Source organism: Gluconacetobacter diazotrophicus PA1 5, from assembly GCF_000021325.1.
In the GTDB taxonomy this organism is placed as follows: Bacteria; Pseudomonadota; Alphaproteobacteria; order Acetobacterales; family Acetobacteraceae; genus Gluconacetobacter; species Gluconacetobacter diazotrophicus.
Map to the genome: position 1 here is coordinate 3,432,605 of NC_011365.1, position 19,535 is coordinate 3,452,139.

Genomic DNA, 19,535 nt, shown 5'->3' on the forward strand with positions numbered 1-19,535 from the left:
CATGCGTCTCGACCAGCGGCTGATCGCCGACATGATCCAGCCCGGCACCCGGGTTCTCGATATCGGCAGCGGTGACGGCGCGCTGCTGGATTACCTGTTCCGCACCCGCCGCTGCGACGCGCAGGGCATCGAGATCGACATGCAGGAGGTCACGCGGTCGGTCGCGCACGGCCTGCCGGTGATGCACGGCGACGCCGACCACGACCTGGCGCACTATCCCGACCATGCCTTCGACTACGTCGTCCTGCAGCGCACGCTGCAGGCCGTCGAACGCCCGCGCGAGGTGCTGCGCCAGATGCTGCGCATCGGACGGCACGCCATCGTGTCCTTTCCCAATTTCGGTCACTGGCAGTTGCGGCTGAAATTGCTGACCACCGGGCGGATGCCGATGACCACGGTCTGGAGCACGCCGTGGTACAAGACGCCCAACATCCATCCCTGCACCATCCTCGATTTCCTGATGCTGTGCCGTGAGGAAGGATACGTGGTCGAGGAATGGATGGCGGTGGACGAGGACGGCGAGCGCGCCCCCTGGCGCCGGTCGATCCGCCTGGCCAACATCTTCGGCGAACAGGCGCTGTTCCTGCTGCGGCGCCAGGGAGGCTGACGCGGTGGAGCGTGCCGGCGGGGCGGTGCCCCGCGTCGTCCTGGCCGGGATCGACGGCGGGGGCACGCGGACGCGCCTGCGCCTGACCACGCCCCACGGGGTCGTCCTGGGGGAAGGGGACGGCGGCCCGGCCAATATCGCGACCGATGCCGAACAGGGCTGGCGGTCGGTGCGCGACGCGCTGGACCAGGCGATGGTCCGGGCCGGACTGCCGCCGTCATCCTGCCATCTGGTGGCGGGGGCGGGCCTGGCGGGGGCCGAGGTCGCGGGGGCGGTCGCGCGCTTCCTGGCCCTGCCGGCGCTGTTCGCACGGATCGACATCGTGACCGATGCCTATACCTCGTGCCTGGGGGCCCATGGCGGCGATGACGGCGCCATCATTGCCGCCGGCACCGGGACGGTGGGATTCGCCGTCGCCGGCGGGCGGACGCGCCGGGTCGGCGGCTGGGGGTTCCCGCAGGGCGACGAGGGTGGCGGCGCCTGGATCGGGCTGGAGGCGGTGCGCCTGATGCTGCGCGCCGGGGACGGACGCGCGCCGCGCACGGCCCTGACCGACGCCATTCATGCGCGGCTGGTGCAGGAGGGCACGGCCGAACGGGGCACGGACCCGATGGTCTGGGCGGTCGGTGCCCGTCCCGCCGACTTCGCCCGCCTGACGCCGCTGGTCGTGGCCATGGCGGCCGAAGGCGACGCGCAGGCGCGCACCCTGCTGGCCCGGGCCGGGGCGGAACTGGGCGACCTGCTGGCCGCGCTGCGGGATGCCGAGGGCTTCCGGACCCTGTCGTGCTGCCTGCTGGGCGGGCTGGCGCCGGTCCTGCTGCCTTATCTGCCGCCGCCCGGCCGGGCCTGCCTGGCGGCGGCGCGGGGGGATGCCGTCGCGGGTGCGCTGGCGCTGGCCCGTCGCCTGCATGGGGAAAAGGCTTGCGGATGAGGCGACAAGCGGGTAGAAGGCCGCCGGTGGACGGACCCCGCCTGTCCCGCATGCTGACTTGTACGCACGTGCCTTTTGATGCGGGGGGCACGGATTGGACGGACAAGACATCCCTTCTGACCCGCTTTCCACGGTGAATGACAGCGCGACCTGCGATGCGGGATTGCGAGCCGTGATTCGTATTTTCTTTCAAGTCTGTTCCGGATGCTCATCCTGTCGTGGGGAATCCGGCCATTTTCAGGTGCCCGGAGGCGCTTCATGACCACATTTGCCGACCTTCAGCTTGCCGAACCGTTGCTGCGTGCGCTGAATGAGGAAGGGTACACCACCCCCACCCCCATTCAGGCCGGTGCCATCCCGCACCTGCTGGCCGGTCGTGACCTGCTGGGCCTGGCGCAGACCGGAACCGGCAAGACGGCGGCCTTCGCCCTGCCGATCCTGCAGCGGCTGCTGACCCATCATCGCCGCGCCAACCCCAAGGGCGCGCGCGTCCTGGTCCTGGCGCCGACGCGCGAACTGGCGTCGCAGATCGACGAGAGCTTCAAATCCTACGCCCGCCATATGCGCCTGAGCCATACGGTGATCTTCGGCGGCGTCGGCCAGGGGCGGCAGGTCGAGGCCATGCGCCGCGGCGTCGACGTGCTGGTCGCGGCCCCGGGCCGCCTGCTGGACCTGATGGGCCAGGGGCATATCGACCTGTCGGGCCTGGAAGTGCTGGTGCTGGACGAGGCCGACCGGATGCTGGACATGGGTTTCGTCCGCGACATCCGCCGCATCGTCGCGGAACTGCCGCGCGACCGGCAGACGCTGCTGTTCTCCGCCACCATGCCCAAGAGCATCGCCGACCTGGCCCACGGCCTGCTGCGCGATCCGGCGACCGTCCAGGTCACGCCGCCGTCCAGCACGGTCGATCGTATCCGCCAGGCGGTGATGTTCGTCGATACCGACAACAAGCGCGCGGCGCTGCAACTGCTGGTGGACTCGCCCAAGGTCGAGCGCGCCGTGGTGTTCACCCTGATGAAGCATGAGGCGAACAAGGTCGCTGCATTCCTGAACGACCACGGCATCATCGCCGAGGCGATTCACGGCAACAAGTCGCAGGGCGCGCGCGAACGCGCGATGGCGGGCTTCCGCTCCGGCGCGGTCAAGGTGCTGGTGGCGACCGACATCGCGGCGCGCGGCATCGACGTCGACGACGTGACGCATGTCTTCAACTACGACCTGCCGAACGTCCCGGAAAGCTATGTGCACCGCATCGGCCGCACGGCGCGCGCCGGGCGCGACGGCTGGGCGGTGTCGCTGTGCGATGCCGAGCAGCGGGCGTGGCTGCGCGACATCGAAAAGGCGATCGGCAAGAAGATTCCGGTGGTGCAGGAACATCCCTACCACTCCGAAGCCGCCGAGAATTCCACCCTGCGCCCGCCGGTGCTGGGCGGCGGTGGCGGCCGTGGCCGGGGCGGCGGCGGTGGCGGACGCCACCAGCAGCGCCAGGGTGGCGGTCATCGCGGCGGGGCACGCCGCGTCGCCTGACGGACCGGCGTGACCGGGCCCTCGGGCCCGGTCACGCCCCCTTCAGTCCGGCGCGTGGGCGCGCGCCAGGATGTCTTCCAGCGGGCCGTCCGCGACGATGCGGCCCTCCTGGAGCCATACCGCCCGGTCGCAATATTCCCGCAGCGTCTCGGAATGGTGCGAGGCGATGACCAGGATCCGCGCCTGTTCCATCAGCTTCTGCAGCCGGGCCTTCGCCTTGGCGGCGAAGCGGACGTCGCCGACCGATATCATTTCATCCATCAGCAGGATGTCGGGCTGGATCGCCGTCGACACCCCGAACCCCAGCCGCATGGCCATGCCGCTGGAATAGGTCCGCATCGGCAGGTCCAGATAGGGACCCAATTCCGAAAATTCAGCGATTTCAGGGACCAGCGCCTTGGCCTGGGTGAAGGTCATGCCCAGGAAGACCGCGCGCAGGATGATGTTGTCGCGCCCGGTCTGCTCGACGTCCATGCCCATCGACAGGTCCAGCAGCGACGACACCTTCCCCGTGATGACGGCCCGCCCGGCCGAGGGCTCGTACACGCCGCTGAGCAGGCGCAGCATGGTCGATTTGCCCGCGCCGTTATGCCCGACAAGGGCCAGGCGCGTTCCGGCCTGCAGATGCAGGTTGATGTCGCGCAGGGCGTGGACCACGACCCGGTCATCCTTGGGGGACCCGCCGAGATGGCCGCCCACCCGCTTCATCAGGTCGTTGCGCAGGGAGCGGCTGCGTGCGTTGTAGATCGAAAATTCGACACACGCGTGGTCCAGTATGATTTCAGCCATCGATCACCGTTACAGCCAGTAGACGATCCGCGCCCGGAAGCGGGCGAAAATGCAAAGACCCCCGACCATCAGAAGAAGGAAGGCCAGGGTGGCGACCATGTACTCCTGCAGGCTCGGCACGGTTCCCAGCAGGGGCTCGGTCGCCATGTGCATGATCGCCGTGAACGGATTGTAGGCCATCATGGCCCGCACCTGCGGCGCGAGCGAGCTTTCCGGCCACATCACCGGGGTCACGAACATCAGCAACTGCATCAGGCTCTGGACGATCTGGGGCAGATCGCGGAAGCGCGTGCAGATCACGCCGATGGAAAGACAGGTGAAAAATCCGCACCCCATGATGAACATCACACCGGGGATCGCCAGCAGGACAGTCCAGGAAACAGGATGCATCATGACAATAAAAACGACGGGAATGATCAGGAAATTATGCAGGAAGAATATGCAATTCCTGACCAATACCCGTAACGCGAAAACGGAGCGGGGGATCTTCGTCTGCCGGATATAATCCTGCGCCTGCACGAAGGCGGTCGAACTGTCCATCACCCCGCCCGAAATCAGGTTCCAGACGACGTAATTGCAGGCCACGTAAGGCAGGAAGTCGTGGATCGACTGATGGAACAGGAAGCTGTAGACGACGCCGATCGCAACAATAAAGACCACCATGCTCATGGTGATCCAGAACTGCCCCAGCTTGGAGCGCGAATAACGCTGCTTGATGTCGCCGATGCCGAGAAGCCAGGATATCTGCCATTGGGAAAGGCTGTGAACAATATCTGTCAGCGCAGGACGTAAATAGACATTATTGGGCATAGACTGTCCTGGGGCGGATTGAAAACCGGATGTTCTCAGGAAGCGGCTGGAGCCATTTCATGGCGGAGAGGGTGGGATTCGAACCCACGGTACGCTTGCACGCACGGCGGTTTTCAAGACCGCTGCCTTAAACCGCTCGGCCACCTCTCCTTCGGATCGGGATTATCGTGGTTTCCCGCGGGTGTCCAGAGGTGGCGGGGGGCGGGGGCGCACGTGAAAAGGGCCCGGCCCCCGTGGGGGACCGGGCCCTGTTTCCGGCCGGGGGTGGCGGTCAGTGCAGCGCCGGGCGGCCTTCGTAGATGTCCTGGCCATGCGCGCGCTGGGCCTTGGCCTTGGCGGCGGCCTTGCGGGCGTAGTCGCGGGCGTGTTCCGGGATCGACAGGTACAGGGTCAGCAGGCCGGCGAAGGCGTACAGGCCCGAGAAGATCCAGATGATGCCTTCCAGCCCGTGCCAGGATTCGAACCAGGTCACGATGGCCGGACCGACCCAGGTGCTGGCGCCGGCACCCAGTCCCAGCGCCGACAGGGCCGCCGCCTTTTCCTGCGGGCAGATCTGCGGCACCAGGCCCGACAGCGGCACGAAGGCCGCGACGGTCGCGCCGTAGAAGATGCCGGCCAGGGCGGCCAGCAGGAAGTCGCCGTGATGGGCCAGCGGCACGTAGTAGAACACCGGCACCGAAACCGCGGCCCCCAGGCAGCCCGCGATGGAAACCACGGTGCGGTGGCCCAGCCGGTCCGCCAGCATGCCGGACGCCAGGTTGAACAGGATGTTGCTGAGGAACACGATGGACAGCAATTGCAGCCATTGCGACAGCGTGAAGCCCACGACCTTGGTGAAGAAGCTGGGCATGATCACCAGGAAGGCATATTCCGACGCCGTGTCGATGGTGCGCACGACCATGGCCACGAACGTCTTGGGCTCGCGCCACAGGATGCTGATCGACCCGAAGAAGATGCCGCGCACCGAAACGTCGCGCGGCGCCAGGCGCGCCGAACCCCGCTTTTCATGCGTCAGCAGCAGCGCCACCAGTCCGCCGGCGACGACCAGCCCCAGCGAGGACCAGAAGGTGGCCATTTCGCCGATCACCGGGATGGTGAAGCTGGCGAACAGCGAACCCAGGGTCGGAAGGCCGCCCGAAAATGCGAACCAGAACCAGCCCGCCGCCGATCCCAGTTGCCGGGGCGGGGTGGCGGCGGCGATCCAGACCAGGAAGCCGTAGGCGAACAGCGGATAGCCCAGGCCGCGCAGCGTATAGGCGATCAGCATCATCCGGTAGGAATTGACCTGCACGCCCAGCAGCAGGAACACCACCTCGAAGACGCTCCAGATCGCCAGGCCGATCCACATGACCCGCTTGGGGCCCCACAGGTCGGACAGCGGGCCGGACAGCCACGAGGAGAGCGAGACCGCGACGCCATAGACGGTAAAGAGGAACGCGACGTCGCGCGACGACATGCCGTGGTTTTCAAGATAGGGGGCCAGATAGCCGGCCTCGACCCCATCGCCGACCATGAACAGCAGCAATCCCACGAACCCCCACAGGAGCGGTCGCGGAATGCCGAGCTTCTCGGCAAAGGAGGGGCGGGCGGACAGAACGTCTGTCTGCGTCAAGGGGAGATACTCCTCTTTAACAGGCAGCCAACATAACGGTGAGGGGCTTCGCCTCATTACGAAGCATCGATGCAAGCTGCGTTCGATGATGCGGTCTGGCGAGACGTGACATCTCGAAATCATCATGTAGGGATGCGCGCCGATGGCGCTGAAGCGGGTCCCGTGCCCTGACGACCCCGTCAGAACAGGTATAGGCACAGGAACGGCCATCCATGTATCGAACACGAATGGAAATCCGGAATCAGGGACCCCGATCCGGAAGAGAACGCGTCGAGCCACGCGGAATATCGCGTGAATAGACGGAGGTATGGAGCGAAACTCCTTTCATTCCTGTGCGGTTGTTGATCACAATATATGAAAATATCGTGATTGGGTAGAAAAAATGCCACGATTTCCGACGAAACTCAGAACGGCTGCGTGCAATTTTATTTGATGTGCACAAATAAATATCAATTAAAAATCGGAAGCGCTTTCTTGTATTGATATATTATTTACTGTAAAAATATATTTTCTATCTTAATCGTGAATTTTGTCGCCATTTCTTTCTTTATTTCGCGAAGTATTCACGAAATAAAGAAAGGCGCCCCGGCGCCCCGGCGCCCCGGTGACGCGTGCGCGTGGGTCCGCCGGCATGGCCGTGGCGGAACAAGGCGGGGTGACATTGGGGGGAAACCACCGGGGCAGGGGCATTTGCCGCCCGTCGAAGTCTGCCGTTGCCGCTGGTCGCCGGCTCTGGCGCGCCCTGCTGGATTCGAACCAGCGACCCACAGCTTAGAAGGCTGTTGCTCTATCCAACTGAGCTAAGGGCGCGCGAGACGGAAGGCAGGTGCCAAAGGGGCCGGTGCCAGGGGGGTCTTGTGCCAGAGCGGACTCAGTGCGTCCAGTTCTGGACCCGGTCGTACCGAAAATTGTCGGCATAGAGTTTGGGCTTGCGGACGCGTGCAACCGGCAGTTCCAGGTCGTAGGGCACGGCGTGGCGTTCGGCGTAGGCGACCGCGGTTTCGCGATTCGGAAAACGCAGGCGGACCTGCGAGCGCGTGTCGCGGCTGCCGGTCCAGCCCATCAGCGGGTCCTGCTGGCGCGGCTGCGTCTGGCCGTATTCCAGGACCCATTCGTGGGTGTTCGCCTGACCGGACTGGGTCGCGGTTTTCGGTTCCTTGTAGATTCGGGCCCGCATGGAATGAAGCTCCCCTTTCTTCCGGCTGGTCGGGGCGCCCGGACTCGAACCGGGGGCCTCGTGTACCCAAAACACGCGCGCTACCAGGCTGCGCCACGCCCCGAACCTGCGGGGAAGCTATGAGTCCTTGCGCGCGCTGGCAAGCACCGGGCGGAATTTTTCCGTCACGGAGCCGAGAGCCCCGCGCAGGCGGCCGTCATGGCGGGCCAGAGCGCCCGCGGCCTCGTCCGGCGTCAGGCCCAGCGCCACCAGGATCGCGGGCTTGACCCGTCCATCGGTGCGGGCCAGCGCGTCGGCGGCCTCCGGTGCCGTGCAGCCGGTCACGTCCTGTACCATGCGCACCGCGCGGTGGCGCAGTTTCTCGTTGCGCGCGCGCATGTCCACCATCCGGCCGGCATGCACGCGGCCCAGCCCGATCATCATCGCGGTGGACAGCAGGTTCAGCACGATCTTCTGCGCCGTGCCGGCCTTCATGCGCGTCGAACCCGCGATGGCCTCGGCCCCGGTCTCGACCAGGACCGGGCAGGTGCTGCGTGCCAGCAGCGGGGCCTCCGCGCTGTTGGCGATGCCGATCGCAAGCGCGCCGGCCGCCCGCGCCGCATCGACGCAGGCCAGCGTGTAGGGGGTGCGCCCGCTGGCCGCCAGCGCGATCAGCACGTCATCCGGGCCCAGCCGTGCCGCGTCGACGTCCCGTCGCGCGGCGTCGGTATCGTCCTCGGCGTTTTCCACGGCTTCGGTCAGGGCGCGGGGGCCGCCGGCAACCAGCAGGATCGTGCGCGCGGCGGGCCAGTCGAAGGTCGGTTCCAGTTCCGCGCCGTCCTGCGCCGCCAGCCGGCCCGAACTGCCGGCGCCGGCATAGGCCAGCCGCCCGCCCGCGCGCAGGCGGGGCAGGGCGGCCTCGACCGCCGCCGCGATGGCGGCCAGTGCCGGACGGATGGCCGCCACCGCGTTCATCTGTCCCTCCCACAACGTCGCGACCTGGACCGGGACCGGCCACGTATCCAGGGCCTCGGTCGCCGGGTTGAAGGCTTCGGTCCCGGGAACGAACGGCGGCGGGGCGGGGGGCATCGGGCGGATCAGCCCGGCGTGCCGGACTTGCGGGCCAGGGGCGGGATGAACAGGGGCGCGGTGTCCCAGGGGAACAGCACCCAGGTGTCCTGCGGGACCTCGACCACGAACAGGTCGGTCAGCGGCCGGCCCGACGGCTTGGCGTACAGGCAGGCTAACAGCGCCTTGGGCAGGAGCTGGCGCACGATCTGTGCCGTCACGCCGGAATCGACCAGGTCGTCGATGATCAGGAAGCCCTCGCCGTCACCCGCGGCCGCCGGGGCCTTCAGGACGGTGGGCTTGCCCTGTTCTTCCTCGTCGTACGTCACGACCGAGATCGTTTCGATCAGGCGGCAGTCGATTTCGCGGGCGATGATGGCGGCCGGGATCAGGCCCCCGCGCGTGACCGCCACGATGCCCTTGAACGGCCCGCGCGGGATCAGGGTTTCGGCCAGCAGGCGGGCGTCGCGGTGAAGCTGGTCCCAGGTGACGGTTGCGTAGTTGGTGGCCATCAGAACAGCTTTCCTCCGTCAGGCACGGTCAGGTCGGGTTTGATCAGGACGACGTCGCCCCTTGCGTCGGGCATGCCCAGGGTCAGGACTTCGCTGCGGAAGGGGCCGATCTGGCGCGGCGGAAAATTGACCACGGCGCAGACCTGGCGCCCGACCAGCGTATCGGGCGTGTAATGGACCGTGATCTGGGCCGACGACTGCTTGATGCCGATCCGGGGGCCGAAATCGATCCAGAGCTGCCAGGCCGGCTTGCGCGCCGCGGGAAAGGGCCTGGCCTCCACGATGGTGCCGACGCGGATATCGAGGCGCGAGAACGTCTCGATATCCGTCATGGGCAGCGGCGTGGATGGGGCGATGTCTGTCATGGGACGGTTTTGCCCGCGCGGCGGCGGTTTTGCAAACCGTGCGTGCGGCCGCGCGCGGGGCGGATTCGCGCTCCGATGGCTGGAAAAGGCACAGTACCCCGCTATGGTCTCGGCACCATGTCCGATCATTCCGACACACGGGCCCCGCTCGACGAGCCGGCCGAAAGTCTTCCACAGGGTCCGGCCCGGCTGCTCGACCATCCCGGCTTCATGGCCTTCCTGTCGGCGCGGACCCTGTCCGCGTTCTCGTCGCAGGTGCAGGCCGTGGCGGTGGGGTGGCAGATCTACATGCTGACGCACAGCGCGCGGGCCCTGGCCTGGGTGGGGCTGGCGCAGTTCCTGCCGATGTTCTGCCTGACGCTGGTGGCGGGGCACGTGGCCGATCATTTCGACCGGCGGCTGGTCGTCACGACCTGCCAAGCGCTGGAGGCCTGCGGCGCCCTGGTCATGGCGGTGGGATCGTTCAATCATTGGCTGACCCCGCCGATGATCTACGGCATGGTCGCGCTGTTCGGCACGGCCCGCACGTTCGAAATGCCCAGCCAGCAGACATTCCTGCCCGCGCTGGTGCCGGCCACGCTGTTTCCGCGTGCCAGCGCCCTGTCGGCGTCCCTGTTCCAGGTCGCGTCGATCATGGGCCCGTCCCTGGGCGGGTTGCTTTACGGGGTCGGGGCCGGATTTTCCTACAGCGTATGCGCCGTGGGCTTCGGCATGGCGACCGTGGCCACCTTCAACATGCGTCTGGAGGCGCCCACGCGGGTCCGGCGCCCCATGACGATCGCGACCGTGCTGGGCGGCCTGCATTTCATCCGCGCGCAGCCCGAGATGCTGGGCGCGATTTCGCTGGACCTGTTCGCGGTGCTGCTGGGCGGCGCGACGGCGATGCTGCCGCTCTATGCCAACGACATCCTGCATGCCGGGCCGCTCGGCCTGGGCCTGCTGCGGACCGCCCCGGGGCTGGGGGCGCTGCTGTGCGCCACGGCGTTCGCGCGCTGGCCGCTGAACCGCCGGGCGGGGCATGCGATGTTCGCCGCCGTGGCGGTCTTCGGCCTGGCGACCATCGTGTTCGGCCTGTCGCGGTCGCTGCCGGTGTCGATCCTGGCGCTGGCGGTCCTGGGGGGTGCGGACGTGATCAGCGTGGTGGTGCGCGGCGCGCTGGTGCAGTTGCGCACGCCCGACGAAATGCGCGGCCGGGTATCGGCGGTGAACATGCTGTTCATCGGGTCGTCGAACCAGCTTGGCGAGTTCGAAAGCGGCATGCTGGCCAGCCTGATCGGCCCGGTCGAGGCCGTGGTGCTGGGCGGGATCGGGACGATCGTCGTCACGCTGCTGTGGATGCGGATGTTCCCTGCCCTGCGCCGGCTGGACCGGCTGGACGATATTCGACCGGCAAAATGAAACCGCGCGCCGTCCGGGTGCCATGTCCCCGTGACCGGTTTGTATCTTTTTGTATCTTTGTGATGAAACCGGGGATCGAGCCTGCGGGTTCAGCGCGTCGGAACACCCTGCTTGTCCCGAGGTCCAGACATGTCAGTGTCCGGCGATTCCCTCCTCGACTCCGTGGCCGATCCCGCATTGGCGTACACCGAAGCCATTTCCGTGGGCGGGCGGTCCGAGCAGTTACTGCGCCGGGCCTGCCTGGCCATCCCGCTCCTGATGGCGGTGATCAGTGCCGTGATCATGCTCGTCCATCGGCACCTGGTCCACACCGGCGTCCCCTTGCCCCATGACGATGTGTGCTTCGCCAATAATATCAATTTCCTGTGGCACCTCCATGAACTGACCAGGTCCGATTCCTGGGGGCCGATGCTGGTCGTGCGCGACTGGCTGGCGGCCCATCCCGGCGGCGATGCCTATGATCACTTCTTCTTCGCGCTGGGGATCAAGTTCCAGTACCCCCTGTCGTCGCTGCTGGCGATCCGCTGGCTACCGTTCGACGGCGACACGGCGATCCAGGTCCTCGACAGTCTCGACATCGCGGCCTGGATCACGGTGGCGGTCGGGATGGTCCTGCTGAACCGGGAACTCGCCAGGCTTGTCCGGTTGCCGGCCGCCCCGGACGGTGGGGCCAGCCGGTTCTGGCTGGCCGCCGCAACCGTGATCGCCACCTTCTGCTTCTTTCCCCTGATCCGGGCCGTCTATCTCGGCCAGATCCAGATCTTTCTCGACGCCATCTTCGTCTTCGCCTGCTATGCTTTGGTCAGGGGCCGCTCGGCGCCGGCCGGCCTGCTGATCGGCCTTTCCGCCCTGGTGAAGCCGCAGATGGCGCTGTTCCTGATCTGGGGCGCCCTGCGCCGAGACAGGCCGTTCGTCGGGGCAATGGCGGCCTGCCTGGCCGTGGGCTATGCGCTCTCGGCATCGCTGTATGGATGGGCGTGGCCGCTCGCCTATCTGCGGGTCCTGGCGTTTATCGACCGGCGTGGCGAAAGCCTCTACGCCAACCAGTCGGTCAACGGGCTGCTCAACCATATGCTCGGCAATGGGCCGGACCTCGTCTGGGACCGCTGGCGTTTCGCCCCCTACGACCCGCCCGTCCATTACCTGACGCTGCTGTCGATGGTGATGCTGGTCGTGGCCGGCCTGTGGGGGGCGCGGACCGCGACCACCCGACTGTCCGCGGTGGCTTCGCTGATGGTGGCGGCCCTATGCTTTACGGCGTCCTCGCCGGTGGCGTGGGAACATCATTACGGCATCCTGCTGCCGCTGTTCTCGCTGCTGTTCCTGTCGCTGCTGGCCGATCCGCGCCCTGCCTTCGGGCGATGGAGCCTGCTGTGCGTCACCTTTGCGCTGTCCGCCAATACGTTGTCGCCGGTGAATGTGCTGGCGGCGACACCGTTCGCGTTCCTGCAATCCTACATCTTCTTCGCAGCGCTCGGCGCCCTTGCCCTTGTCTTCCTCTGCCGTCGCGACCTGGGCTGGGCCGCGCGCGTCTGATCGCGCCGCCGTCTCCCCCTCGCGTTGCGGGTCGATCGCGCTGTCGGCCCGGACGTCCGCCTATCGATGTATGGGGAAGATCGCAGCCTGACGATTGTTCGCAGGCATTCATGCCGACCTGCGCATCTGCGCGGTCTGATCATTGGTCAGGATTGGCGCGCCCAATTCCAACTGATTGATATGACTATCAGGCAGTGAGGAAGATGGCTCCCGAAGTAGGACTCGAACCTACGACCCAGCGATTAACAGTCGCTTGCTCTACCGACTGAGCTATTCGGGATCAGCGCCGGGGCACCGTATAGCGGACCTCCGGTTTGCAGGTAAACCCCCTATCCGATGTTTTTTTTGACGGGTAGGAGAGCAGGTGCCCACCATGGGGCGGCATCAGGAAACACGGGGGTCGAAGCGCACGCATGGATCAGATGGGCAGTCGATCCGCGTGGGGATTGTCGCGCCGCCGGGTGCTGATCGCAGGGGCGGGCGCGGGGGGCGCGGCCGCGCTGGCGGGCGGGCTGGCGGTGCGCCACCGGCTGCATCATCAGGCGGTCACTCATCACAAGGTGCTGCCCGACGGGCGTTTCCGCCGGCTGGCGCTGTCCTGGCCGTCCTCGAACATGCTGGTCTTCGCGGTGGCGCGGCAGCATTTCTTTGCCGCCTACAATCTGGACGTGGCGCTGGTCGGCGGTGCGCGCAGCGGGCGGGCCGCCATTGCCGACATGGTTGCCGGCCGGGCGGTGGGCGCGGCATCCCCGATCCTGACCTGGCTGGACGTGATGCGGCTGGGGGGAGTCCAGGCTCGTCTGGTCAGCGGCCTGCAATCCGGCACCTTCCGTTTGCTGGTCCGGCGCAAGCTCAAGGTCGTGCGGCTGGACGGCATCGCGGGGCTGCGAATCGCGGTAGTGGATCAGGACATGGCCGACCGGCTGTTCTTCTCGGTCATGATGCGGCGCAAGGGAATCGACCCCGAGGCATCGGTGCGCTGGGTCACCCTGCCACCCGAACAGGCGATGGATGCCGCCCGGGCGGGCGAGATCGACGCCGTGGCCGCGCACGACCCGCTGGCGTGGCAGTTGCTGCACGGGACGGATTCGCCGTTCTTCGAACTGGCCAACAGCACGACGGGTCATTACGGCGAGCGTGCCAACCTGGCGCTGGGCCTGTCGGATTCGCTGCTGCAGTCCGATCCGGCGGCGGCGGCGGCATTGGTCATGGCCCTGCGCGCGGCGTCGGACTGGATCAAGGCCCATCCCGACCAGGCGGCCAGCCTGATGACGGGGCAGATTCCGGGCATGGAGACCGGCGACATCCTGTCCATGCTGCGGCACGAGACATTGGGCATCAGCCCCGTGGGGAACGACCTGCGGGTGCAGGTGGCGCAATATGTGGATGAAATGAAGCTGCTGGGCCGCGTGCCCGATACGGTCGGATCGTCGGCCTATGCCAGGCGGGTCTGCGCCAATGCCCTGGTCACCGATACGCCCGCCGCGCTGTGGCCGCAGGCGGTCGGGCCCACATAGGGCGGGATATTACAGACTATCCGTGGTGCCGTAGCGGACGCGTTTTTCCTTCAGCCATCTGCGATAGGCGACCGAGAGCGAATCCGCCCGGGTCGGGATTTCCGCGCGGGGGTCCAGCGGCAGCAGGCGGGGGCGCTGGTTTTCCAGGATGATCCGGTCCTGCAGGAAGATCCGCTGCTGGAACTGGATCAGGTCCGCCTGGGGCGAGGTCTCGTCGATCAGGAACATGACCGGGTGCGCGCGGCATCGATCGGGCGCCGTGGGCTGGACGAACAGGGCGATGACGTCGGGGCGCACCGGATCGTTGGGGCACGTCTTGTACAGCAGCGTCACGAAGGGCGAGGCGACGCGGTAGATATAGCGCGTCTCCAGCCCCGTCAGGGCGGACAGGGCGGCCCGGGGCTGGTGGAACGCGCAGTCGGTGGCCCAGACCTCGTCCACGTCGCGGCGCCATTCGGTGTGGTAGCGCGCGACCTCGGTCTGCGGTTCGGCCCCCAGGATGTTGGTGTGGACGAAGGGAAAATGCGCCAGGTCGAGGAAGTTCTCGACCACGCGCAGGCCCGAGGCCCCGACATCGACCGAGCCGCAGCACACCAGTCGGCGGTCGGATTCCCTGGTCTCGGGGATGGCGACCGGTGCGTCGGGCGGCGTGCCCAGGCTGGTCCACAGGCAGCCATGGCGTTCGGCGACCGGCAGGGGCGCGTCCCGACCCTCGGCCCGTACCTGGATCGCGCCGTCGGCCCCGCGATGGATCGCAAGCGCCGTGCCCAGCAGGGTGGTGCGCGGGGGCGGTGCGTCCAGGAAGCCGATGGCGTACCAGGCGTCCAGCACCGCGCGGTCGTCGGCGTCCACGTCAGGGAACGAGCGTGACGTCATCAAGTCCTCCGTTATCGCACGTCGCGGTGGTAGGGGACGCCCAGCGCCGCCGGGGCCGCCATGATGCGGCGCATGCGATGCCAGGCCAGGACCGGGACGATGATGAACGCGATCGTGCCCAGATAGGGCAGCATGTTCAGGAAGGCCGGCGCGACCGGCCAGTTCCGCGCCTGCCCCACATAGGACAGCGCGGTGATCAGCCCGAACAGCAGGCCGGACAGCGTGGCGCTGAACGGCCGGTAGCCGGCGAAGATGACCAGCGCCAGGGCGATCCAGCCCCGGCCCGCGACCAGGCCCTCGGACCAGACGGGAATATAGGTCAGGGTCAGGTAGCCGCCCGCCGCCCCGGCCAGGGCGGCGCCCAGCGTGACGTACCAGAAGCGCATGGCGGTGACGGGAATGCCCGCCGCGTCCGCCGCCGCCGGGTTTTCGCCCACCGCCCGCATGTTCAGCCCGTGCCGGGTATGGAACATCACCCAGTGCGCCAGCGCCGGCAGGACCAGATAGATCAGGTAGACCGGCAGGTTCTGCCCGAAGAAGGCCGGCCCGATCACCGGCAGGGACGACAGGCCCGGCACCGGCGCGCGGCCGAACGTGGCGGGGGACGGAATGCCGGCGTAATCGTGCCCGATGGTCGCGGACAGGCCCAGCCCCAGGAAGGTGACCGCCAGTCCGCACAGCACCTGGTTGGCGCGGATGACGACGGCGCCGAAGGCGAAGACCATGCCCCCCGCCGCCCCGGCCAGGGTGGCGGCCAGCAGGCCCAGCCAGGGATGCGGCGTGGCCACCACCGTGATGATGGCGACGACGGCGCCCAGGGACATCAGCCCCTCGACCCCCAGGTTGGTGACGCCCACCCGTTCGGCCAGGACCTCGCCCAGCGCCGCCAGGGCCAGGACGCCCCCGGCCAGGACCGCGGTGGTCAGCATGCCGGTCAGCAGCGCGATCATGGCGTGGACTCCGCACGGGTGGGGCCGGCAGGAGCGGCGGCCGGGCGGCTGGAGACGGGGCGGTAATGGGCCAGTTCGTCGCCGATGGCGATGGCGAACAGAACCAGCCCGGTGATGGCCAGCACCGCCGATGCCGTCAGTTGCTGCGTCTGCAGCACGATGCCGGAATCCAGGATGAAGGCCATCAGCAGCGCCGCCGGCAGCACGTTCAGGCACGATCCCCGTGCCAGCACCGCGACCACGATGCCGAAATAGCCGAAATTGTTGGCCAGTCCCCCCTGAAGCCGATGGACGGTGCCCGCGACCTCGAACACCCCCGCCAGGGCGGCCAACCCGCCCGAGAGCAGCATGACCGCCACGATGCGCGCCCGGACCGGGATGCCGGCATAACGCGCGGCCTGTTCGTTCGCGCCGCTGATCGTGACCTGATAGCCCCAGCGTGTGCGCGCCATGACCGCCGCCAGCACCAGGACGATGGCCAGCGCCACCGGAAAGCCCCAATGCACGACGCCCCACAATTCGGGGACCTGCACCGGCAGCCGTCCCGTGGAGGCCAGCGCGCCGGTCACCCGGTCATGCCACGGCCCGACCGCCAGATAGGTGGTCAGCAATCCGGCGACGAAATTCAGCAGCAGGGTGGTGATGATCTCGTTCACGCCGGCATAGGCCCGGGCCAGGGTCGGGACCAGGATCCACGCCATGCCGCACAGGATGCCGCATACCGTCATCAGCGGCAGGATGATGATCGCGGGCCCGGGCACGAAAAGGCCGATTCCCGCCGCCCCGATGGCGCCGGCATAGAACTGGCCCTCGGCCCCGATATTCCAGATGCCGATGCGCCCGGTGACGGTGACGGCGGCGCCGGTCAGCACCAGCGGGGTCATGAACAGGGCCAGGTCCTCCAGCCCGAAGCGCGACCCCACGGTGGAGCGCACCACCAGGTCGGCCAGCAGACGCGGGTCGCGCCCCGACAGGGCCAGGAACAGGGTGGTGACCAGCAGCGCGGCGACGACCGCGCCCGCGCGCCAGGCCAGCAGGCGCCCGGGCGCCACGGTGGGCAGGCGTTGCAGCTTGCCGGCCATCAGGCGGTTCCTCCCTTTGGTGCGGAATCCGGCCGGCCCGCGCGGCCGCCCATCAGCAGCCCCAGCGTTTCCATGTCCGCCGTCGCGGCGTCGATGGTCGCCATCAGGCGGCCGTGGAACAGCACGCCGATGCGGTCGGCCACGTTCAGCAGTTCCTCCAGATCCTCGGACACCAGCACGATGGCCACCCCCTGGTCGCGCAGGTCGGTCAGGTAGCGCAGCACGGTCGCGATCGCCCCGATATCCAGGCCCCGGCTGGGATAGGCCGCCACCAGCACCCGGCGGGCGATGCGGATTTCCCGCCGGGCCACCAGGCGCTGCTGGTTGCCGCCGGACAGGTTGCGGATCGGCATGGCATAATCGGGAATGCGCACCTCCGCCGCCCCGGCCAGGTCCCGCGCCAGGGCTTCGGCGGCGCGCGGGTCGTACAGCCCGCGTCGCCCGATCGGCGGGCGGTCATATTCGCGCAGCGCCATGTTGTCGGTGATGCCCAGCGACGGTGCCAGGCCGCTGCGCAGCCGGTCCTCGGGGATATGGCCGATGCCCGCGTGGGCGAAGGCGGCGGCGTCGGCCGCGCGGACCGGTGCGCCGTCCAGCAGGATCTCGCCCGCCGTGGGCGGCAGCATGCCGGTCAGCACCTGGGTCAGTTCGCGCTGGCCGTTGCCGGCGACGCCGGCAATGCCCAGGATCTCGCCGCCATGCAGGTCCAGCGTCACGTCGCGAAGGGTCTCGATGCCACGCGCGTCGCGGCAGGTGACGCCGCGCAGGCGCAGCACCGGGGCAGGGGCGATCGCGGCGCCGCCGGGTGGGCGGGCCCGCATGTCACGGCGTACGATGTCGCGCCCGACCATGGTGGCGGCCAGTCCCGCCGGGGTGCACTCCGCTGTCGGGTACGTGCCGATCCTGCGCCCGGCGCGCAGGATGCTGATCCGGTCCGAGATGTCCATGACCTCGTCCAGCTTGTGGCTGATCAGGATGACGGCGTTGCCCTGGGCGCGGAAGGCGCGCAGCGCGCGGAACAGGTCCCGCGCCTCGGCCGGCGTCAGTACGGCGGTCGGTTCGTCCAGGATCAGCAGCCGGGCCTGGCGGGCCAGCACGCGCAGGATTTCCACCCGCTGCTGCTCGCCCGCCGACAGGTCGCCCACCCGCGCGTCGGGCCGCACGGGAACGCCGAACCGGTCCGACAGCGCGCGGGTGCGCGATTCCAGGATGGCGGCCGAGGCGCGGGCCGGCGTGTCCCGCCAGCCCAGATGGATGTTTTCCGCGACCGTGAAGGCCGGGACCAGCTTGAAATGCTGGTGAACCATGCCGATTCCCGCCCGGATCGCATCCTGCGGCGAGGCGAAATGCTGACCGTAGCCATCCAGCACGATTTCGCCCGCATCGGGTTGGTAGATGCCGGTGACGACGTTCATCAGCGTGGACTTGCCCGCGCCGTTTTCGCCCAGCAGGGCATGGATTTCGCCGGGCCGGACATCCAGGCTGACATCCTGGTTCGCGATCACGCCGGGAAAATACTTGGAAATGCCCTGCAATTGCAGGATCGGCGGTGTGCCGGGCGCGACCGGCGGCGGTCCGTCGGCAAGCAGGGAGTCAGTCAAGGCCGCTGACTCCTTCCACCGACCAGTCCCACTGATAGATCAGCGCATCGTCCATCACCGTGCCGGCCGGCACGCGCAGCCGTCCGGCGGCATCGCGGATCGGGCCGCGGAACGGGTTGTACCCCGCCATGATCCGCGCGCGCATCGCATCGGCCTGGGCGGCGACGGCGGGTGGGACGGTCCGCCCCCAGGCGTCGCGGTCCACGCCCTGGCCCAGCGTCAGGAAATGCCCCTGCGGCTGCCAGGTGCCGGCCAGGCGCGCGCGGACCTGTTCCACATAATAGGCGCGGAAATCCAGCATCACCGAGCTGATATAGGCATCGGGCCCGTACTGGCGCATGTCGGTGTTCCACATCGCCGCCTTGATGCCGCGCTGCTGCGCCACGCGCAGATATCCGGGGTCGTCCATGATGCCGCACAGGAAGTCGCAGCCATTTTCGACCAGCGCGGTGCCGGCCTGGGTGGCGGCCTGCGGGTCGAACCAGGCGTTGATCGAAATCGCCTGCAATGTCGCGGCAGGGTTGACCGAGCGCGCGCCCAGCAGCACGGCGTTGGCCCCGGCATAGACCGAGGGAATGGGAAACGACCCCACGAAGCCCAGCCGGTTCGTCCTGGTCATCAGCCCGGCGGCGATGCCGATGACGTAGCTGGCATACCAGTGGGTCAGGTAATACCAGCCCAGGTTGCCGGTGACGTTGTGCCCGTCGCATTCCATGAAGGCGACGCCGGGCGCGCGGTCCGAGACATCACGGATGAAATCACCGTAGTCCGAGGTCGCGATGACCATCTGCGCGCCCTCGGCCACGAACTGGCGGAAGATGCGCGTGGCGTCGGCGGAATAGGGAATGCTCTCGACATACACGGTCCGCAGGCGCGGGAAGGCGGCGCGCACGGCCTGCACCCCCTGGTCGTGCGCCGCCGTCCAGCCCCCGTCCGTAACCGGACCGGTATGGCCGAATGCGACCAGCGCATCGACCTCGGCGATGGGCGGCAGAAGGGGCGGGCGGGATTGCGCCAGCAGGGCCGGCGGGCGCAGCAGCCCTGTGCCCGCCGCGCCGGCCGCCAGCCCCAGGAAATGTCGTCGCAGATGGTGTCGCGTCGCCGGATGCCGCCCCCGCGGCCCGTGCGTGGTCATACCTGACCTGGAACGGTCATGTCTTCGTCTTCCCCCACTCGATGCCCGGGCCGGTCCCAC

General features: G+C 68.0%; 18 protein-coding genes and 4 tRNA genes. 6 read left to right on the forward strand and 16 right to left on the reverse strand.

The window, feature by feature from the left end:
- Position 1 precedes the first annotated feature (1 nt).
- The 3 genes from metW to GDIA_RS15720 all read left to right on the forward strand — a co-directional run bounded on the left by metW (position 2) and on the right by GDIA_RS15720 (position 3,068).
- A complete protein-coding gene (gene metW / locus GDIA_RS15710) occupies positions 2 to 607 on the forward strand; it encodes a methionine biosynthesis protein MetW (RefSeq protein ID WP_012227659.1) in 606 nt (201 codons plus the stop codon).
- Positions 608 to 611: 4 nt separating this feature from the next.
- A complete protein-coding gene (locus GDIA_RS15715; RefSeq protein ID WP_012227657.1) occupies positions 612 to 1,538 on the forward strand; it encodes a glucosamine kinase nucleotide-binding domain-containing protein in 927 nt (308 codons plus the stop codon).
- Positions 1,539 to 1,796: 258 nt separating this feature from the next.
- The gene (locus GDIA_RS15720) at positions 1,797 to 3,068 is read left to right on the forward strand and encodes a DEAD/DEAH box helicase (protein WP_012227652.1); all 1,272 of its coding nucleotides are present in this window, start codon (positions 1,797 to 1,799) and stop codon (positions 3,066 to 3,068) included.
- A 42-nt stretch (positions 3,069 to 3,110) separates the two neighbouring features.
- On the opposite strand, the gene GDIA_RS15725 is transcribed toward GDIA_RS15720, so the two are convergent.
- From GDIA_RS15725 to GDIA_RS15770, 10 genes are all read right to left on the reverse strand, one after another.
- A complete protein-coding gene (locus GDIA_RS15725; RefSeq protein WP_012554775.1) occupies positions 3,111 to 3,857 on the reverse strand; it encodes an ABC transporter ATP-binding protein in 747 nt (248 codons plus the stop codon).
- Between the two features lie 9 nt (positions 3,858 to 3,866).
- Positions 3,867 to 4,667, reverse strand: a complete 801-nt coding sequence (locus tag GDIA_RS15730; RefSeq protein ID WP_012227649.1) for an ABC transporter permease — start codon at positions 4,665 to 4,667, stop codon at positions 3,867 to 3,869.
- 60 nt (positions 4,668 to 4,727) lie between these two features.
- Positions 4,728 to 4,817 (reverse strand) — tRNA-Ser (locus GDIA_RS15735).
- Positions 4,818 to 4,938: 121 nt separating this feature from the next.
- The gene (locus tag GDIA_RS15740; protein ID WP_012554776.1) at positions 4,939 to 6,279 is read right to left on the reverse strand and encodes an MFS transporter; all 1,341 of its coding nucleotides are present in this window, start codon (positions 6,277 to 6,279) and stop codon (positions 4,939 to 4,941) included.
- A 733-nt stretch (positions 6,280 to 7,012) separates the two neighbouring features.
- Positions 7,013 to 7,089: transfer RNA gene (locus GDIA_RS15745), tRNA-Arg, on the reverse strand.
- 61 nt (positions 7,090 to 7,150) lie between these two features.
- Positions 7,151 to 7,456, reverse strand: coding sequence for an ETC complex I subunit (locus GDIA_RS15750; RefSeq protein ID WP_012227644.1), 306 nt, complete (start codon positions 7,454 to 7,456; stop codon positions 7,151 to 7,153).
- Positions 7,457 to 7,482: 26 nt separating this feature from the next.
- Positions 7,483 to 7,559 (reverse strand) — tRNA-Pro (locus GDIA_RS15755).
- A 14-nt stretch (positions 7,560 to 7,573) separates the two neighbouring features.
- Complete coding sequence (locus tag GDIA_RS15760) at positions 7,574 to 8,524, reverse strand: N-acetylmuramic acid 6-phosphate etherase (protein ID WP_012227642.1); 951 nt, start codon at positions 8,522 to 8,524, stop codon at positions 7,574 to 7,576.
- Positions 8,525 to 8,532: 8 nt separating this feature from the next.
- Complete coding sequence (gene gpt / locus GDIA_RS15765) at positions 8,533 to 9,015, reverse strand: xanthine phosphoribosyltransferase (protein ID WP_012554777.1); 483 nt, start codon at positions 9,013 to 9,015, stop codon at positions 8,533 to 8,535.
- Complete coding sequence (locus tag GDIA_RS15770) at positions 9,015 to 9,380, reverse strand: tRNA-binding protein (RefSeq protein WP_012227639.1); 366 nt, start codon at positions 9,378 to 9,380, stop codon at positions 9,015 to 9,017. The genes gpt and GDIA_RS15770 overlap by 1 nt, the downstream gene beginning before the upstream one ends.
- Before the next feature lie 117 nt (positions 9,381 to 9,497).
- Here GDIA_RS15770 and GDIA_RS15775 point away from each other — a divergent pair, with 117 nt between their 5' ends.
- The gene (locus tag GDIA_RS15775) at positions 9,498 to 10,778 is read left to right on the forward strand and encodes an MFS transporter (protein WP_043459047.1); all 1,281 of its coding nucleotides are present in this window, start codon (positions 9,498 to 9,500) and stop codon (positions 10,776 to 10,778) included.
- A gap of 129 nt (positions 10,779 to 10,907) precedes the next feature.
- The gene (locus tag GDIA_RS15780; protein WP_012554779.1) at positions 10,908 to 12,314 is read left to right on the forward strand and encodes a glycosyltransferase family 87 protein; all 1,407 of its coding nucleotides are present in this window, start codon (positions 10,908 to 10,910) and stop codon (positions 12,312 to 12,314) included.
- Between the two features lie 204 nt (positions 12,315 to 12,518).
- Here the strand turns inward: GDIA_RS15780 and GDIA_RS15785 are convergent.
- Positions 12,519 to 12,594 (reverse strand) — tRNA-Asn (locus GDIA_RS15785).
- Between the two features lie 142 nt (positions 12,595 to 12,736).
- Here GDIA_RS15785 and GDIA_RS15790 point away from each other — a divergent pair.
- Positions 12,737 to 13,831 (forward strand): ABC transporter substrate-binding protein, encoded by a 1,095-nt coding sequence (locus GDIA_RS15790; RefSeq protein WP_012554780.1) that lies wholly within the window; start codon positions 12,737 to 12,739, stop codon positions 13,829 to 13,831.
- 9 nt (positions 13,832 to 13,840) lie between these two features.
- On the opposite strand, the gene GDIA_RS15795 is transcribed toward GDIA_RS15790, so the two are convergent.
- Genes GDIA_RS15795 through GDIA_RS15815 form a run of 5 tightly spaced genes read right to left on the reverse strand, consistent with a single transcriptional unit; the run spans position 13,841 to position 19,475 of the window.
- Positions 13,841 to 14,707, reverse strand: coding sequence for an aromatic ring-hydroxylating oxygenase subunit alpha (locus GDIA_RS15795; protein ID WP_012554781.1), 867 nt, complete (start codon positions 14,705 to 14,707; stop codon positions 13,841 to 13,843).
- An 11-nt stretch (positions 14,708 to 14,718) separates the two neighbouring features.
- The gene (locus GDIA_RS15800) at positions 14,719 to 15,657 is read right to left on the reverse strand and encodes an ABC transporter permease (RefSeq protein ID WP_012554782.1); all 939 of its coding nucleotides are present in this window, start codon (positions 15,655 to 15,657) and stop codon (positions 14,719 to 14,721) included.
- Entirely contained in the window at positions 15,654 to 16,739 is a 1,086-nt protein-coding gene (locus GDIA_RS15805; RefSeq protein ID WP_012227633.1) for an ABC transporter permease, read from the reverse strand. The genes GDIA_RS15800 and GDIA_RS15805 overlap by 4 nt, the downstream gene beginning before the upstream one ends.
- Positions 16,739 to 18,340, reverse strand: coding sequence for an ABC transporter ATP-binding protein (locus GDIA_RS15810; protein ID WP_012554783.1), 1,602 nt, complete (start codon positions 18,338 to 18,340; stop codon positions 16,739 to 16,741). Before GDIA_RS15810 ends, GDIA_RS15805 begins: the two co-directional genes overlap by 1 nt.
- Positions 18,333 to 19,475, reverse strand: a complete 1,143-nt coding sequence (locus tag GDIA_RS15815; protein ID WP_012227631.1) for a BMP family ABC transporter substrate-binding protein — start codon at positions 19,473 to 19,475, stop codon at positions 18,333 to 18,335. The genes GDIA_RS15810 and GDIA_RS15815 overlap by 8 nt, the downstream gene beginning before the upstream one ends.
- Between the last annotated feature and the right edge of the window lie 60 nt (positions 19,476 to 19,535).

Bases quoted from the DNA above. Each gene is read 5' to 3' on its own strand.
- metW (WP_012227659.1), top strand. From the start codon at position 2: ATGCGTCTCGACCAGCGGCTGATCGCCGACATGATCCAGCCCGGCACC.
- GDIA_RS15720 (WP_012227652.1), top strand. From the start codon at position 1,797: ATGACCACATTTGCCGACCTTCAGCTTGCCGAACCGTTGCTGCGTGCG.
- GDIA_RS15725 (WP_012554775.1), bottom strand. From the start codon at position 3,857: ATGGCTGAAATCATACTGGACCACGCGTGTGTCGAATTTTCGATCTAC.
- GDIA_RS15730 (WP_012227649.1), bottom strand. From the start codon at position 4,667: ATGCCCAATAATGTCTATTTACGTCCTGCGCTGACAGATATTGTTCAC.
- GDIA_RS15750 (WP_012227644.1), bottom strand. From the start codon at position 7,456: ATGCGGGCCCGAATCTACAAGGAACCGAAAACCGCGACCCAGTCCGGT.
- GDIA_RS15760 (WP_012227642.1), bottom strand. From the start codon at position 8,524: ATGCCCCCCGCCCCGCCGCCGTTCGTTCCCGGGACCGAAGCCTTCAAC.
- gpt (WP_012554777.1), bottom strand. From the start codon at position 9,015: ATGGCCACCAACTACGCAACCGTCACCTGGGACCAGCTTCACCGCGAC.
- GDIA_RS15770 (WP_012227639.1), bottom strand. From the start codon at position 9,380: ATGACAGACATCGCCCCATCCACGCCGCTGCCCATGACGGATATCGAG.
- GDIA_RS15775 (WP_043459047.1), top strand. From the start codon at position 9,498: ATGTCCGATCATTCCGACACACGGGCCCCGCTCGACGAGCCGGCCGAA.
- GDIA_RS15780 (WP_012554779.1), top strand. From the start codon at position 10,908: ATGTCAGTGTCCGGCGATTCCCTCCTCGACTCCGTGGCCGATCCCGCA.
- GDIA_RS15790 (WP_012554780.1), top strand. From the start codon at position 12,737: ATGGGCAGTCGATCCGCGTGGGGATTGTCGCGCCGCCGGGTGCTGATC.
- GDIA_RS15795 (WP_012554781.1), bottom strand. From the start codon at position 14,707: ATGACGTCACGCTCGTTCCCTGACGTGGACGCCGACGACCGCGCGGTG.
- GDIA_RS15800 (WP_012554782.1), bottom strand. From the start codon at position 15,657: ATGATCGCGCTGCTGACCGGCATGCTGACCACCGCGGTCCTGGCCGGG.
- GDIA_RS15805 (WP_012227633.1), bottom strand. From the start codon at position 16,739: ATGGCCGGCAAGCTGCAACGCCTGCCCACCGTGGCGCCCGGGCGCCTG.
- GDIA_RS15815 (WP_012227631.1), bottom strand. From the start codon at position 19,475: ATGACCACGCACGGGCCGCGGGGGCGGCATCCGGCGACGCGACACCAT.